14 protein-coding genes are annotated in these 15,055 nt (G+C 61.1%); 7 read left to right on the top strand and 7 right to left on the bottom strand.

Annotated features, from left to right (window positions below; genetic code table 11):
• Window positions 1-162 precede the first annotated feature (162 nt).
• Window positions 163-684, top strand: coding sequence for a DUF3617 domain-containing protein (locus tag ACYP2A_RS14265; protein WP_459745844.1), 522 nt, complete (start codon window positions 163-165; stop codon window positions 682-684).
• A gap of 54 nt (window positions 685-738) precedes the next feature.
• Here the strand turns inward: ACYP2A_RS14265 and ACYP2A_RS14260 are convergent, their stop codons facing one another.
• Entirely contained in the window at window positions 739-1,125 is a 387-nt protein-coding gene (locus ACYP2A_RS14260) for a glutamine synthetase (RefSeq protein WP_459746258.1), read from the bottom strand.
• A gap of 122 nt (window positions 1,126-1,247) precedes the next feature.
• On the opposite strand from ACYP2A_RS14260, the gene zigA reads away from it, so the two are divergent.
• Entirely contained in the window at window positions 1,248-2,453 is a 1,206-nt protein-coding gene (zigA, locus tag ACYP2A_RS14255; RefSeq protein WP_459745843.1) for a zinc metallochaperone GTPase ZigA, read from the top strand.
• Complete coding sequence (locus ACYP2A_RS14250; protein ID WP_459745841.1) at window positions 2,453-3,103, top strand: DUF1826 domain-containing protein; 651 nt, start codon at window positions 2,453-2,455, stop codon at window positions 3,101-3,103. The genes zigA and ACYP2A_RS14250 overlap by 1 nt, the downstream gene beginning before the upstream one ends.
• 150 nt (window positions 3,104-3,253) lie before the next feature.
• On the opposite strand, the gene ACYP2A_RS14245 is transcribed toward ACYP2A_RS14250, so the two are convergent.
• On the bottom strand, window positions 3,254-3,631 hold the full coding sequence (locus ACYP2A_RS14245; RefSeq protein ID WP_459745839.1) for an NADH:ubiquinone oxidoreductase: 378 nt from the start codon (window positions 3,629-3,631) through the stop codon (window positions 3,254-3,256).
• Window positions 3,632-3,655: 24 nt separating this feature from the next.
• Between ACYP2A_RS14245 and ACYP2A_RS14240 the strand changes: the two genes are divergently transcribed.
• Window positions 3,656-4,621, top strand: coding sequence for a CobW family GTP-binding protein (locus ACYP2A_RS14240; RefSeq protein WP_459745838.1), 966 nt, complete (start codon window positions 3,656-3,658; stop codon window positions 4,619-4,621).
• A gap of 4 nt (window positions 4,622-4,625) precedes the next feature.
• Here ACYP2A_RS14240 and ACYP2A_RS14235 read toward each other — a convergent pair whose 3' ends face one another.
• Complete coding sequence (locus tag ACYP2A_RS14235; protein ID WP_459745836.1) at window positions 4,626-5,018, bottom strand: DUF3301 domain-containing protein; 393 nt, start codon at window positions 5,016-5,018, stop codon at window positions 4,626-4,628.
• Between the two features lie 112 nt (window positions 5,019-5,130).
• On the opposite strand from ACYP2A_RS14235, the gene pdxY reads away from it, so the two are divergent.
• Window positions 5,131-5,997: a pyridoxal kinase PdxY gene (gene pdxY, locus ACYP2A_RS14230; RefSeq protein WP_459745834.1), complete on the top strand. Its 867-nt coding sequence runs from the start codon at window positions 5,131-5,133 to the stop codon at window positions 5,995-5,997.
• Window positions 5,998-6,007: 10 nt separating this feature from the next.
• Here the strand turns inward: pdxY and ACYP2A_RS14225 are convergent, their stop codons facing one another.
• A complete protein-coding gene (locus ACYP2A_RS14225; RefSeq protein WP_459745831.1) occupies window positions 6,008-6,493 on the bottom strand; it encodes an acyl-CoA thioesterase in 486 nt (161 codons plus the stop codon).
• Window positions 6,494-6,742: 249 nt separating this feature from the next.
• Between ACYP2A_RS14225 and ACYP2A_RS14220 the strand changes: the two genes are divergently transcribed.
• Window positions 6,743-8,506, top strand: coding sequence for a cation:proton antiporter (locus ACYP2A_RS14220; RefSeq protein WP_459745830.1), 1,764 nt, complete (start codon window positions 6,743-6,745; stop codon window positions 8,504-8,506).
• 23 nt (window positions 8,507-8,529) lie between these two features.
• On the opposite strand, the gene ACYP2A_RS14215 is transcribed toward ACYP2A_RS14220, so the two are convergent.
• The 3 genes from ACYP2A_RS14215 to uvrD all read right to left on the bottom strand — a co-directional run bounded on the left by ACYP2A_RS14215 (window position 8,530) and on the right by uvrD (window position 12,255).
• Window positions 8,530-8,937, bottom strand: a complete 408-nt coding sequence (locus tag ACYP2A_RS14215) for an SMI1/KNR4 family protein (protein ID WP_459745829.1) — start codon at window positions 8,935-8,937, stop codon at window positions 8,530-8,532.
• A 134-nt stretch (window positions 8,938-9,071) separates the two neighbouring features.
• A complete protein-coding gene (locus tag ACYP2A_RS14210; RefSeq protein ID WP_459745827.1) occupies window positions 9,072-9,911 on the bottom strand; it encodes a Tim44 domain-containing protein in 840 nt (279 codons plus the stop codon).
• A gap of 160 nt (window positions 9,912-10,071) precedes the next feature.
• Complete coding sequence (gene uvrD / locus ACYP2A_RS14205) at window positions 10,072-12,255, bottom strand: DNA helicase II (protein ID WP_459745826.1); 2,184 nt, start codon at window positions 12,253-12,255, stop codon at window positions 10,072-10,074.
• Between the two features lie 253 nt (window positions 12,256-12,508).
• Between uvrD and ACYP2A_RS14200 the strand changes: the two genes are divergently transcribed.
• On the top strand, window positions 12,509-15,001 hold the full coding sequence (locus tag ACYP2A_RS14200) for a putative bifunctional diguanylate cyclase/phosphodiesterase (RefSeq protein WP_459745824.1): 2,493 nt from the start codon (window positions 12,509-12,511) through the stop codon (window positions 14,999-15,001).
• The last annotated feature ends 54 nt before the right edge of the window (window positions 15,002-15,055 follow it).

Genomic DNA, 15,055 nt, shown 5'->3' with positions numbered 1-15,055 from the left:
CGCAGTCGTTCTCCTGGCTGTTGTCTGGATCGTTGGCCTTAACAGACCACAGCTACCGGTTATTGTCGCTATTTAATTCAGCGTGCAACGCCGCGTAACAGTTCAGGTCCAAGGCTCATCTGTATGCTCATCTACACAAGCAACCCGACAAGGACTACTGAAATGAACAAACGCATGTTGGCCTGGATGTTTTGCCTGGCAGCGCCAGTCGCTCAGGCGCAGATGCTGCAGCCGGGCCTCTGGGAAATGTCGTCGAGCAACATGCAGGTCGACGGCCAGGCCTTGCCGGACCTGCAAGTGATGCTGGGTCAGTTGCAGATGCTGCCGCCCGAGCAGCGCGCGATGCTGGAGCAGGGCATGAAGAACCAGGGCATTACGCTTGGCGGGCAGGGCGTGCGTTTCTGCCTGACCGAGGCGCAGGTCAAGTCGAACGATATTCCGCTGACTGACCCGAAGTCTGGCTGCAAACAGAGCATCACCGAACGCGATGGCCCGAACTGGAAATTCCAGTTCAGTTGCCCACGGGCTCAAGGTGCAGGGCAGGCGCAATTTCTCAGTGATCGTGAATTCACCACCAAAGTGGCCGGCACATTCAACGCGTCGGGTCAGCAGCAGAAGGGCAGCATGGACACCCGCGCAGTGTGGCTAGGGCCGCAATGTGGTGCCGTGGCACCGCGTACCTGAGTGTGAAACATCAATGCAAAACCAGAGTGTTCCACGTGGAACACTCTGGTTGTTTCACCGTTTTAGCTCATGACATCCGGTCAGGCGCCCGCAACTGATACTGCTACGCGTACCCTTCGAACTGGACACTCGCGTGATGGTGGTCCAGCCCACACGCTGAATCGTCCCAACCCAGGCTTCACCATCCGACGCCATCCCCGTGAAAAACGTCAGTTGCCCAAAGCGGCTGTTGGTCTGTGCCCAGCGCCGTTTACCTGCCGCTTCAACTCCCTGCAAGTAGGTTGTATTGCCCTGCGTCGCAACACTATAGCCATTGCCCGATGAATCGCTGCAGGCCAGTAGGGTCAGGCTGCGCGTGCAGTTCGCGCGCTCAAAGGGCGGCTGCGCACCAAATGCCCAGGCTTGAGTACCTATCAGGCAGAGAAAAATCGCCGTCAGCATTTTCGAGATGGAATGCATGCCTGTGCCTTGGTCGGATTAATTGGCTATTTTGCATTGTTATACTATAACATTTATAGGTGATTAGATTTACACGAACCCTCGCAACTGCCTGGTGAATCCTGATGCCGAACCGTCTTCCCGTTACCGTCCTGTCCGGCTTTCTTGGCGCGGGCAAGAGTACCTTGCTCAATCATGTGCTGCGCAACCGTGAGAATCTACGGGTGGCGGTGATCGTCAACGACATGAGTGAAATCAATATCGATGGCAGCGAAGTGCAGCGCGATGTCAGCCTCAATCGCGCCGATGAAAAGCTGGTCGAGATGAGCAACGGCTGCATCTGCTGCACCCTGCGTGAAGACCTGCTCGAAGAGGTCAGCCGTCTGGCGCAAGACGGCCGCTTCGATTACTTGCTGATCGAGTCCACCGGTATTTCCGAACCGCTGCCGGTGGCCGAGACCTTTACCTTCCGCGACGAGGCGGGCACCAGCCTGGCGGACATCGCGCGGCTGGACACCATGGTCACGGTGGTCGACGGGGTGAATTTCCTGCTCGATTACCAGGCCGCCGAAAGCCTGGCCAGCCGTGGCGAGAGCATGGGCGAGGACGATGACCGTTCCATTACCGACCTGCTGATCGAGCAGATCGAGTTTGCCGATGTAATTCTGCTCAGCAAGATCGACCTGATCAGTTCCAGCGAGCGCGAAGAGCTGCTGGCGATTCTGGCGCGCCTCAATGCCCAGGCGCACATCGTGCCGATGGTCATGGGCCAGGTGCCGCTGGCGACCATTCTCGACACCGGCCGTTTCGATTTCGAGCGGGCTGCCCAGGCACCCGGCTGGCTCAAGGAACTGCGCGGCGAGCATGTGCCCGAAACCGAGGAGTACGGCATTGCCTCGACCGCTTACCGGGCACGGCGGCCGTTTCACCCGCAGCGCTTTTTCAGCTTTCTGAACCGTGAGTGGAGTAACGGCAAACTGCTGCGCTCCAAGGGCTTTTTCTGGCTGGCCAGCAAACACCAGGAAGCGGGTAGCTGGTCGCAGGCTGGCGGCTTGATGCGCCATGGCCCGGCCGGACGCTGGTGGCGCTTCGTACCGCGTGCGCACTGGCCCGAGGATCAGGAAAGCCTCACGGCGATCATGGAGCACTGGACCCCGACCACTGGCGATTGCCGTCAGGAACTGGTGTTCATCGGCCAGAACATCGACTTTGCGCAACTGACCGCCGAGCTGGACGACTGCCTGCTGACGGATGCAGAAATGGGCCTGGGCAGCGAAGCCTGGAGTGCGTTGCCCGACCCGTTTGGCGACTGGCATGAGGAGGCGGCCTGATGCTTGCGAAGGTTTTGCCATTTAAAGCCAATGCCCGCCAGGTGCACGGCGATACACCGGATATTCTTGCCGAGGCGTTGCAGGACGGTATCAACCTGGCGGTATGGCAGCGGCGTTTGCCGCTCCATATCCACGATTTCGCCCAAGGCTTGTTGTCGCTGAACGAGCCGCTGTCCGAGTCTTTGTCGCTGGACGTTGAGGGCGGTGAGGTCGAACCCGAGTTGTCCGGGCTGGCGTCGGGCTACACCGATGTGCAGGGGCATGCCGGCTTTATTGCCGATGTGTCATGGCTGGTCAGCGCCTATGCTTGTCTGCTGGGCGCCGAGCGGGTTGGCGTGCGCTTGCGGGCGATGGACAAGGCCATGTGCCCGCGTTTTCATGTCGATCATGTGCCCATGCGCCTGATCACCACCTACGCCGGCAGCGGCAGCCAGTGGCTGGCCGAGCGCGCCATGGACCGGGCGCAGCTGGGGCCACGCGATATCGAATTGCCGGAGCCGGCACAGATCCAGCAACTGAACTGCGGTGAGGTGGCGCTGCTCAAGGGCGAGCGCTGGAGCGGCAATGAAGGCCGTGGCCTGATCCACCGCTCACCGCCGCTGGCGCGCGATGAGCGCCGGTTGATTCTGACCCTGGATTGGCTGGCTTGATTATGGCTATGTCTGCGTTATGTGTTGCACCGCTGTAGGACCGACTTTAGTCGGGAACGGGAACGCCGCTAATCTTGTGGTGTTGTCTTTCGCGGCTAAAGCCGCTCCTACGACGTGAACCAACACGCGACAGGGACATAGCTTGATTAATCAGGGCGTTTGCCACTGGCCCTTGCTTTGTCCTTCGCAAAACGGCTTGAGATACGCCGCGTCGCTGGCCACGCCGTAATAGTGGATGTTCTCGCGGTAAGGCATATTGGCGACCTGAGCGTTGCGGCAGACGCCGAAAGCGCCGGTCGGGCAGTGCTCGGAATACGTGACTTCGACCTTCTGCCCGGCCAGTTGCGGCTGGCAGAAGCTGTCGCGGAACAGTTTGGGCGGCACCGAGATATTTTCCTGGCACACTCTCACGTCGAGTCGTTCAGCCTGGCTATGCACCAGACAGGCCTCGGCTTGTACGTTGGCCGACGCCAGCAGGCATAGCGCCAGATGAAGGGTGTAGCCTGTGTGGCGTAATCTCGATTGCAAACCCTGATCTCCAGAAGCGAGCCGATGCTGCAGAACATTCCAACCCATGTGATCGGCGGCCCGTTGGGCGCCGGCAAGACCAGTCTGATTCGACATTTGTTGGCCAACAAGCCCGCCCATGAGCGCTGGGCGGTGTTGATCAACGAGTTCGGCCAGATCGGGCTGGACGCCGCGCTGCTGGCCACCGACGCCGATGGTATCGCACTTGGCGAAGTGGCTGGCGGCTGCCTGTGCTGCGTCAATGGCGTGCCGTTTCAGATTGGCCTGGGGCGTCTGCTGCGCAAGGCGCGGCCCGACCGGTTGTTGATCGAGCCCTCAGGGCTAGGGCATCCAGTACAGTTGCTGGCGCAATTACGCCAGCCGCCGTGGCAAGGCGTACTGCAAGTGATGCCGATGCTGATGGTGCTCGATGCCGCCGCTTTGGCTGCCGGTCAGCCGTTGCCCGAGGCTCAGCAACACGCGCTGAGCGAGGCGGGGTTGCTGGTGTTGAACAAGGCTGAAGACCTGAATGCCGACACACGGCAGCGGTTAACGCAGGTCTTGCCGCACACGCCGCTGGCCTGGTGCACTCAGGGTCAACTGCCCGTGGCGCAGTTGCCGGGTATCGATACAGTCGCCTGTGTGGCGGTTAATGCCTTGAAATTACCGCCCAGTATCGAGCCGCGTCAGGCGCAGTGGACCTCTGAAGGCGAACCGCTGGTACTCAGCCAGGCCAGCGCTGAAGGCTGGAGTATTGGCTGGCGCTGGCATCCGGCACAGCGTTTCGACTATGCGCGTATTGAACGCTGGCTGGCCGGCCTGAACTGGCGCCGGGCCAAGCTGGTGGTGCAGGGCCAGCAGGGCTGGTGTTCGGCTAACGCTGTGGATAACTCGCCACTGGCCTGGAAAAGCAGCGAATGGCGCCAGGATTCACGGCTGGAACTGATCTTCAGCGAGGCTCAGGACATTGATGAACTGCAGGCAGGCCTTGCCGCTTGCCTCATGCACTGAACAGTCATTGTTTCCATTTCTGGTGCGACTGGCGCCACTCGTCGAGGCGGATGACATCGGCGGTCGGTTGCGGCGTCTTGATCTCGAACGGGTAGGGTGCCAGCTCGATTTGCGCGCTGTGCGCACCGAACATCGTGATGGTGCCCGGATGACGCTGTTCGCCGGTGACGGTGAATTCAAAGCCGTAAATGCGCGCCAGACGCTTGCGGCCCTGAGCATCGGGCACCCAGGCCATGCGCCGGAAAGCGACGTTCTCGTCGAGCAATTCAAGTTCCAGGCGGGCACAATGCTGCTTGACTCGCGCCAGCGCCTTTTCGCGCAGCCCGTGGGCATGCCATAACCAGGCCGCTACGGTGGCGAGCAGCATCAGCACGAAAATATTACCCAGGGTCAGCATGACGGAATGCTCCAGCGATGAGCCTTTAGCTTAACTGTGTCAGGTCATTTGCAGCCATACTGCGCGCCTTATATTTCTTACTACTGCACTTGTATCGTGTTCAGGATCGCCAATGAAACGCACTCCTCACTTGCTCGCTATCCAGTCCCATGTGGTGTTCGGCCATGCCGGCAATAGCGCAGCGGTGTTCCCGATGCAGCGTATCGGGGTCAATGTCTGGCCGCTCAATACGGTCCAGTTCTCCAACCACACCCAATACAAGCAGTGGACCGGCGAAGTGCTGGCGCCGCAGCAAATTCCGGCCCTGATCGAAGGTATAGCGGGCATTGGCGAACTGGGCCAGTGCGATGCGGTGCTCTCGGGGTACATGGGCAGTGCCGCGCAAGGGCGGGCGATCCTTACCGGTGTGGCGCGCATCAAGGCTGCCAACCCGCGCGCGCTGTACCTGTGCGATCCGGTGATGGGCCACCCGGAAAAAGGCTGCGTGGTGTCGCCCGAGGTCAGCTCGTTTCTGCTTGAAGAGGCCGTGGCCGTCGCCGACTATCTGTGCCCTAATCAGCTGGAGCTGGACAGCTTTGCCGGTCGTCGGCCCGAGTCACTGACCGATTGCCTGTACATGGCCAGGGCCTTGCTGGCCCGTGGCCCGAAGGCGGTGATGGTCAAGCACCTGAACTACCCCGGCAAACCCGCCGACAGCTTTGAAATGCTGCTGGTCAGTACCGAGGGCAACTGGCACCTGAGCCGCCCGCTGCTGGCCTTCCCGCGCCAGCCGGTGGGCGTTGGCGACCTGACCTCGGGCCTGTTCCTGTCGCGCATCCTGCTGGGCGATGCACCGGTGGCGGCGTTCGAGTTTGCCGCCGCAGCGGTGCATGAGGTGCTGCTGGAAACCCAGGCGTGTGGCAGCTACGAACTGGAACTGGTCCGCGCCCAGGACCGTATTGCTCATCCGCGCGTGCGGTTTGAAGCAAAACAGGTGTAATGGCAGCGTTTTACAGCGCCTCGTCCTTGATTTCCTGGTAGCGCTTCTCCAGTTCCTGGCGCAACTGACGGCGCTGCCGGGCCTGGATGAAGCGGCGCTTGGCGTCCGGAGTTTGGGGCTCCAGCGCCGGCACGCTCACCGGCTTGCGGTTGTCGTCGACCGCCACCATGGTGAAGAAGCAACTGTTGCTGTGGCGCACCGAGCGCTCACGGATGTTTTCGGTCACCACCTTGATGCCGACCTCCATCGAGGTGTTGCCGGTGTAGTTCACCGAGGCCAGGAAGGTCACCAGCTCACCGACATGCACCGGCTCGCGAAAGATCACCTGGTCCACCGACAGGGTCACTACATAGCTGCCGGCATAGCGCGCCGCACAGGCGTAGGCGACTTCATCGAGGTACTTGAGCAAGGTGCCGCCATGCACATTGCCAGAAAAGTTGGCCATGTCCGGCGTCATCAATACAGTCATCGACAGCTGGGCGTTTCCGGGTTCCATCACTGATTCTCACGGTCAAGGTGTTAAGGGTGGGCGCCTATGCTGGCGCTTGATCGTCGATCTGTTTCCATATATTGCATGGGCTTTATGGCAAGGGGGGCGGTGTTACCCTGCGCAAGACCTTGTAACGGTTTTTCCTAGGCTTTATACCTCAAATCATGACGCTGCCACGGATCACATGACCTTGCCCTGCGCACAGGCCGTGCCGGGATGAGGCAGCGCCACTTTGCATAAGGAGCTGCGCCCGCCATGCATGCCGTCGATTTCATTCAGGACCTGGCAGTGATCATGCTAGTGGCCGGGGTGGTGACCATTGTCTTCCATCGCCTCAAGCAGCCTGTGGTGCTGGGCTACATTGTGGCCGGCTTTCTGATCGGCCCGCATACGCCGCCGGTCAGCCTGATCCACGACGAACATACCATCAAGATCCTTGCCGAGCTGGGGGTGATCTTTCTGATGTTCTGCCTGGGGCTGGAATTCAGCCTGCGCAAGCTGTTCAAGGTCGGGGCGACGGCGTTTATCGCCGCCTTCCTGGAAATCATCCTGATGATCTGGCTCGGTTACGAGATTGGCCAGTATTTCGGCTGGAGCACCATGGACTCGCTGTTTCTGGGCGCGATCCTGGCGATTTCCTCGACGACCATCATCGTCAAGGCGCTCAACGACCTGAAGATGAAGAACCAGCACTTTGCCCAGTTGATCTTCGGTGTCTTGATCGTCGAAGACATTCTGGGCATCGGCATCATTGCCCTGTTGTCGGGTATCGCGGTCAGTGGCGCGGTCAGCTCCGGCGAGGTGTTCTCCACGGTCGGCAAGCTGTCGCTGTTCATGATCGTGGCGCTGGTGATCGGTATCCTGCTGGTGCCGCGCCTGCTGGCCTATGTGGCGCGCTTCGAAAGCAACGAGATGCTGCTGATCACTGTGCTGGGCCTGTGTTTCGGTTTCTGCCTGCTGGTGGTCAAGCTGGAATACAGCATGGTGCTGGGCGCCTTTTTGATCGGCGCGATCATGGCCGAATCGCGGCAACTGATGAAAATCGAAGGCTTGATCGAGCCGATTCGCGACCTGTTCAGCGCCATCTTCTTCGTGGCCATCGGCTTGATGATCGACCCGAAGATTCTGCTCGACTACGCCTGGCCGATCGCGGTGATCACCGTGGCGGTGGTGCTGGGCAAGATGATTTCCTGCGGGTTGGGGGCATTTATCGCCGGTAACGATGGCCGCACCTCGCTGCGGGTCGGTATGGGGCTGTCGCAGATTGGCGAGTTCTCCTTCATCATCGCCGGGCTCGGCATGACCTTGCAGGTCACCAGCAACTTTCTTTACCCGGTAGCGGTGGCGGTGTCGGTGATTACCACCTTGCTGACCCCGTACCTGATTCGCGCCGCCGATCCGCTGTCGATCAAGCTCGCAGCGGTGGTGCCACGGCGCATCGGCCGGGTGTTCTCGATGTATGGCGAATGGCTGCGCAGTATTCAGCCGCAAGGGCAGAGCGCGGTTCTGGCGTCGATGATCCGCAAGATCCTGCTGCAAGTGGGGGTCAATCTGGCGCTGGTGATCGCGATCTTCTTCTGCGGCGGCTATTTTGCCGAGCGTATTGGCGGCTACATGAGCGAATGGGTCACCGATGTGATGCAGCAGAAGGCCTGGATCTGTGGGGCCGCCTTGCTGCTGTCGCTGCCGTTTTTGATTGCGGCTTATCGCAAGCTCAAGGCGTTGTCGATGCTGCTGGCCGAGATGGGCGTCAAGCCGGAAATGGCTGGCCGCCACACCGAGCGGGTGCGTAAGGTCGTGGCTGAAGTGATTCCGTTGCTGTCGCTGGTGCTGATTTTCGTGCTGCTGGCTGCGTTGTCAGCCAGCATTCTGCCGACGCTGGAGCTGCTGGTGGTGATCCTGCTGGTCGCGGCCGGGGTGGCCGCGCTGCTCTGGCGCTGGTTCATCCGCGTGCATTCGCGGATGCAGATTGCCCTGCTGGAAACCCTGGGGAATAACCAGGAACACTCAGGGCATTGACCTGACAGATGCTGGCTGGAAACTCAGCTTTCCAGCCAGACATCCCTGGCCCAGTGCCACACGGACTCCCAGCTCTCTTCTACAACCAGTTCTTCTTCGCCGGACCACAGCACCACGGTGCCGTCTTCTTCGACGCAGTAATAGTCGTCACCGTCCTGGCACAGCGGAATCAGCTCGCGCGGAACACCTTCGTCCCAGGCATTGGCAGCCACGTCCGGCAGGTAGGTGTGCGATTGCGGATCGGTCACGGTGACCGGTTCCAGGCTGCCGTAAACCACATCGCTGACGGTCAGGAGAAATTCCTTGAACACGAACGGGATGTTGATGAACAACTGCTCTTCGATCTCGACCAACTGGTCTTCGTCGGGCAGTTCAAGCGGAACCGGGACCGGCTCGTTCTTTTCACGCAGTTCTTCGATGACTTCTTCCACGGCGGGGATCCTCTGAGCTAGATGGCGCGGGTTATACAGTAGCCGAAAGCCGCTTTCAAAAATAACTATCCGGGCGGGTAAACAAAAAACCCCGGAACAAGTCCGGGGTTCGATCACACAGGGCAGGCGGTAGTTCAGCCGTTCTGGCGAATACCTGCAACCAGCCAGGGCTGGTTTTCACCCGGTTGACGCTCCATGTTCCAGCTCTCGCTGAAGGCTTCGCCCTTGTCGAAACGCGACGACTTGGAAATGCCAGAGAAGGTCAGGGTGGCGATAGTGCGGTCGGCGCGGTCATCGACGCCGTCGAGCTGCACGCTCAGGTTGTCGATGTAGGTCGACTGGAAGGCGTCGCCCAGTTCTGCACGCTCCTTTTTCAGGAATTGCAGCATGGTTGGCGTTACGAACTCGGCAATCTTGTCGATTTCGTTGGCATCCCAATGCTGTTGCAGCGCCTGGAAGTGGCCGCGAGCGGCTTCCAGGAAGCGTTCTTCGTTGAACCAGGCAGGTGCGTTGATCGCAGGTGCGGCGGCAGGTGCAGCCGAGGAGCCGAAAATCGGATTCTGACCTGCAGGCGCAACCTCACGCTGGTACGGCGCACCGGCACCGGCCATGGTCGGCGCTTGTTGCGCGCGGCGACGGGCGATGAAGCGGAAGATCAGGAAAGCGATCAGGCCGATGATCAGGAAGTCGAAGATCTGCATGCCGTCGAAACCGTCGCCCATGAACATGGCGGCCAGCATGCCGCCAGCGGCGATACCGGCCAACGGGCCGAGCCAGCGCGAGGCACCGCTGGCAGCCGGTGGACGGGCGGCGGCGTTAGGGGTAGCAGCAGGCGTTGCAGGCGCCGCCTGGCGAGTCTGGTGAACCGGCGCCGAGCCGCTGCTCTTGCCACCGCCGAAACGTGCGGCGTTGGCGTCCAGGCTCAGCGTCAGGCTGAGGCACAGGGCCATGGCGATGCTAAGAAAACGTTGCATAGAGGGGATTCCCGTTTTTATGAATTGCACGCGCGCCATGTTGCACAGGGGGCAGGCTGATGGCTAGCACGCGTTTGTTTCGGGTTTTTACACAAAACGTGTACGAAATTTCAGTAGGTTGCGTGGGAGCGGCCGATAGGCCGCCCCCACGAGACGGTGTTTACAGCGGCACCAGCTTGGCATAGCCCATCATCAGCCATTTGCTGCCTTCTTCGAAATTGACCTGCACTCGCGCCTGGGCGCCGGCGCCTTCGAAGTTGAGGATGGTGCCTTCGCCGAACACCGCGTGTTGCACGCGCTGGCCGAGGGTGAAAGGCGTTTCGGGGATGTTGGTGCCGGTGAACAGGCGGCTGTCGTTGGCCTTGGGCATGCCGCCGAAGGGCCGGCTGACGCTGTTGGACAGGCGCACTTCCTTGATCAGTGCCGAGGGAATCTCGCGCACGAAACGCGAGACCTTGTTATAGGTCTCGCTGCCGTACAGGCGACGGGTTTCGGCGTAGGTCATCACCAGGTTCTGCATGGCGCGGGTGATGCCGACGTAGGCCAGGCGGCGTTCTTCTTCAAGACGGCCGGGTTCTTCCAGGCTCATCTTGTGCGGGAACAGGCCTTCTTCCATGCCCACCAGGAATACATGCGGAAATTCCAGGCCCTTGGCGCTGTGCAGGGTCATCAGCTGGACGCTGTCTTCGTGCTCGTCGGCCTGGCTGTCACCGGCCTCCAGCGACGCATGGCCGAGGAAGGCGGCCAGCGGCGTGAGGTCTTCTTCGGTGTCGGTGTTTTCGAAGTTGCGCGCGGCGCTGACCAGTTCCTCAAGGTTTTCCACCCGGGCCTGGCCTTTTTCGCCTTTTTCCTGCTGGTGATAGTTGATCAGCCCGGACTGCTCGATGACGATCTGGGTCATCAGGTGCAGCGGCATGTCGCTGACTTTGGCGGCCAGATTGTCGATCAGCTCGATAAAGCCGTTCAGGGCGCTGGCGGCGCGGCCGGTCACGCCTTTATTGGCGACCAGCAGGACCATGGCTTCCCACATCGAGATCTGCGCACCACGCGCGTGTTCGCGAATCGCTTCGACGGTCTTTTCGCCGATGCCGCGGGTCGGCACGTTGATCACCCGCTCCAGTGCCGCATCGTTGCCACGGCCTTCAAGCAAGCGCATGTAGGCCATGGCGTTCTTGATTTCGGCGCGTTCGAAGAAGCGCTGGCCGCCATAGATGCGGTACGGAATTCGCTCGCGCAGCAAGGCCTCTTCAAGCACCCGTGACTGGGCGTTGGAACGATACAGAATGGCGATATCGCTGCGTGCCAGGCCGGTCTTGAGTGCGCTTTCGATGGTTTCGACGACATAGCGCGCTTCGTCGTGTTCGTTGAAGGCGGCGTACAGGCTGATCAGCTCGCCGTCGCCGACTTCGGTCCACAGCTCTTTGCCCAGACGTCCGCTGTTATTGACGATCAGGCCGTTGGCGGCCTTGAGAATGCTCGCCGTGGAGCGGTAGTTCTGTTCCAGGCGAATGACTTCGGCATCCGGAAAGTCCGACGAATACTGCTGGATGTTCTCGATGCGGGCGCCGCGCCAGCCGTAGATCGACTGGTCGTCGTCGCCGACCACCATCAGGCTGTCGCCACCCTGCGCCAGCAGGCGCAACCAGGCGTACTGCACGGCGTTGGTGTCCTGGAATTCGTCGACCAGCACATGGCGGAAGCGCCGCTGGTAGTGCTGCAACAGTCCCGGATGGTCGCGCCACAGATCCAGGGCACGCAGCAGCAATTCGGAGAAGTCGATGACACCGGCGCGCTGGCAGGCCGCTTCATAGGCCTCATAGATGCCGCGCATGGTCGCCAGGAACAGATCGCCGCTGGGCTGGATGTGCTGCGGGCGCAGGCCTTCATCTTTCTGGCCGTTGATGAACCATTGGGCCTGACGGGCCGGCCATTTCTGTTCGTCCAGTCCCAGCTCGCGGATCACCCGCTTGACCAGGCGTTGCTGGTCGTCGCTGTCGAGAATCTGGAAGGTCTGCATCAGCCCGGCTTCCTGCCAGTGCGCACGCAACAGGCGATGCGCCAGGCCGTGGAAGGTACCGACCCACATGCCGGCCGGGCTGACACCGATCAACTGCTCGATGCGGTGACGCATCTCGGCAGCGGCCTTGTTGGTGAAGGTCACCGACAGGATCGAATGCGGCGAGGCGTTCTCGACCTGCATCAGCCAGGCGATACGATGCACCAGCACACGGGTTTTACCGGAGCCGGCGCCAGCCAGAACCAACTGACGACCCAGGGAGGCAGCTACGGCCTGGCGCTGGGCGTCGTTGAGCGAATTGAGCAAAAAAGAGAGGTCATCGTGCATGGGCGCATTCTAGGGGGCTGATTGACGCCGGGCAAACCGTGCGTGCGTGTAGCGGTGTAAAAACGGCGAACGGGCAAACGATTGCGCCCTGCCGAAAACCTGATAAAAAGCCTGCGACACGTCTGGATCAAGGCTGTCAGAGATATGGCAGGGTGCTATTTTTCTGCTCCCCTACTGTTTGGTCTGGCCCTGCGCTTGTGTATGCTCGCACTCGCTCAAGGCTTCCCGCATAAGAACCAACAAGAATGATGCCATGACCCACTCTTCAAACCGGCGCGATGCCCTGGGTACTCGCCGTCGGGACATTCGCCAGCAGTTCGCAGGCCAGCTGGAGATCGAGCGTACGCGCTTGCTCTATCAAGGCTCGTTGCTGCCAACCCTGTGCATGTTCATCAATGGTCTGGTCTGCGCCTGGCTGCTCTGGACGCCTGCGCATGACTGGCGGGTGGGCGTCTGGCTGGTCTGGCTGACGGCGCTGGTCGGCCTGCGTCTGGTACAGGTCAAGGCCTTTGCGGCCGCCTCGGTCGAGCGCCAGGCGCTGCCGGTGTGGCGCCAGCGCTTTCTGCTGGGGGCCTGTGTCAGCGGTTTGACCCTGGCCTGCGCCGCCATGCTGCTGGTGCCGGCGACCAACTTCGAGCAGCAGGCGTGGGTGTTCGGCATGATTGGCGTCGCCACCCTGTCGGCCAGCGTTGCCTATGCGGTAAGCCTGCCGGCGTTCCTGACCTTCAGCCTGTCGAGCCTGGTGCCGCCGATCGTTTACCTGTTTTTCGGGGCGGATGTACCGTTGCGCGGTTGGGGCTGGCTGGGCCTGCTGTTATTGCTGGCGCTGGTGGTGGTGGCCTTGCAGATCAACCGCCTGCTGCGCCGCAGCCTGATCCAGCGCTTCCAGAACCAGAAGCTGATCGAGCACCTGCAACAGGCCCAGGCGCGCAGCGATCAGCTTAATGAAGAGCTGGGTAAAGAGGTCGAGCAACGCCGGCATGCCGAGCGCTACTTGCGCAAGGCCCAGGCGGGTCTGCAGACCCGCGTGGATGAACGTACCAGAGAGCTTGAGCAGGCGCGCCAGGCGCTGAGCAAGAGCCCGCCACCCCTGGCCGCGACGGTGCTGGCGTCGGCCAGCGAAGGCATCGTTATTTTTGACCCCGACTACCGGATTCTGACCATCAATCAGGCCTTCAGTCGGGTCTCGGGTTATAGCCAGGAAGAGCTGGTGGGCCGTCAGGTCATGGAGATTGCCAGCAGCCGCGATGCGCAGCGGCATTTTCAGGCCATTCATCAAGCACTGGAGCAGACCGGCCACTGGCAGGGCGAACTGGTCGAGGCGCGCAAGAACGGCGAGCTTTATCCGCAATGGCTGCAATTGAGCCTGGTGCGCGATCCGGCTGGCAAAGCCAGTCATATTGTCGGCTTTTTCACCGACCTGTCGGCACGTCGCGAGTCCGAAGAGCGCCTGCGCTATCTGGCGCATTTCGATGAATTGACCGGGCTGGCCAATCGGTCGTTGTTCAAGGAGCGCCTGAGTCAGGCTCAGCAACGGGTGCGTCAGGGCTCGCGCAGCCTGGCGTTGCTGCACGTCGACCTGGACCGCTTCAAGCTGCTCAACGAAAGCCTGGGCCATGAAGTGGCTGATCAGTTGCTGCAACATGTCGCCCGGCGACTCTCCAGTGCCTTGCCTGAGGCCGACACCATCGCCCGGTTGTCCGGCGACGAGTTCGCCGTGTTGTTCGATAACTACGCCAGCCTGTCGAGCCTGGCGCGGGTGGCCAGCCGCATGCTGACCAAGCTGCGCACGCCGGTGATGGTGGCCGGGCATGAACTGGTGGTCAGTGCCTCGGTGGGCATCAGCCTGCTGCCGGACTCGGCGCGTGATATTCCCTCGCTGGTCAGCCAGGCCAACATGGCGATGAAACACGCCAAGCATTTGGGCGGGAACAACTTTCAGTTCTTCACCGACAACCTGCAAGCCAGCACCCTGGAGCGCCTGCAACTGGAAATCCAGCTGCGCAAGGCCATCGACGATAACCAGTTGTGCGTCTATTACCAGCCGCGCCTGTGCCTGAGCAGCGGGCGTCTGGACGCCGCCGAGGCACTGGTGCGCTGGATGCACCCGGAGCGCGGTCTGGTACCGCCCGGCGAGTTCATCGGGCTGGCCGAAGAAACCGGGCTGATCGGCGCCATTGGCGAGTTCGTGCTGCGCCAGGCCTGCTGGCAGGCGTGCGAGTGGCAGCGCAGGGGGCTGGAACCGATTCGCGTGTCGGTCAACCTGTCGGTTTATCAGTTGCGCCAGGGCAAGCTGGTCAGTCTGGTACGCCAGGTGCTCGAAGAGACCGGGCTGGACCCGCACCGCCTGGAGCTGGAGCTGACCGAAAGCCAGTTGCTCGACAGCGTCGAATACATCATCGCCACTTTCCAGCAGTTGCGCGGCCTGGGCGTGAAGCTGGCCATCGACGATTTCGGCACCGGTTATTCCTCGCTGAGCTATCTCAAGCGCTTCCCGGTGGACTACGTGAAGATCGACCAGACGTTCATTCGTGGCCTCGATGAGGGCTCGGGTGACGCGGCGATCATTCAGGCGATCATTGCCATGGCCCACAGCCTGAACCTGAAAGTGGTAGCCGAGGGCGTCGAGCAGCAGACCCAGCTGGAGTTTCTCAAGCTGCAAGGCTGTGACGAGATTCAGGGCTATCTGATCAGCCGGCCGGTCGAAGCGAACGTGATGGACGGTTTACTGACGCCGGTTGCCTGATGCGCATTTCAGGCGGGTTGAACTGGGCGACTGGCGGGTCATGTAGTATAACTA

The organism is Pseudomonas sp. 3A(2025) (genome assembly GCF_054589175.1).
Note: the sequence above shows the minus strand (reverse complement) of the source record. Positions and strands in the feature narration are given on the sequence as shown.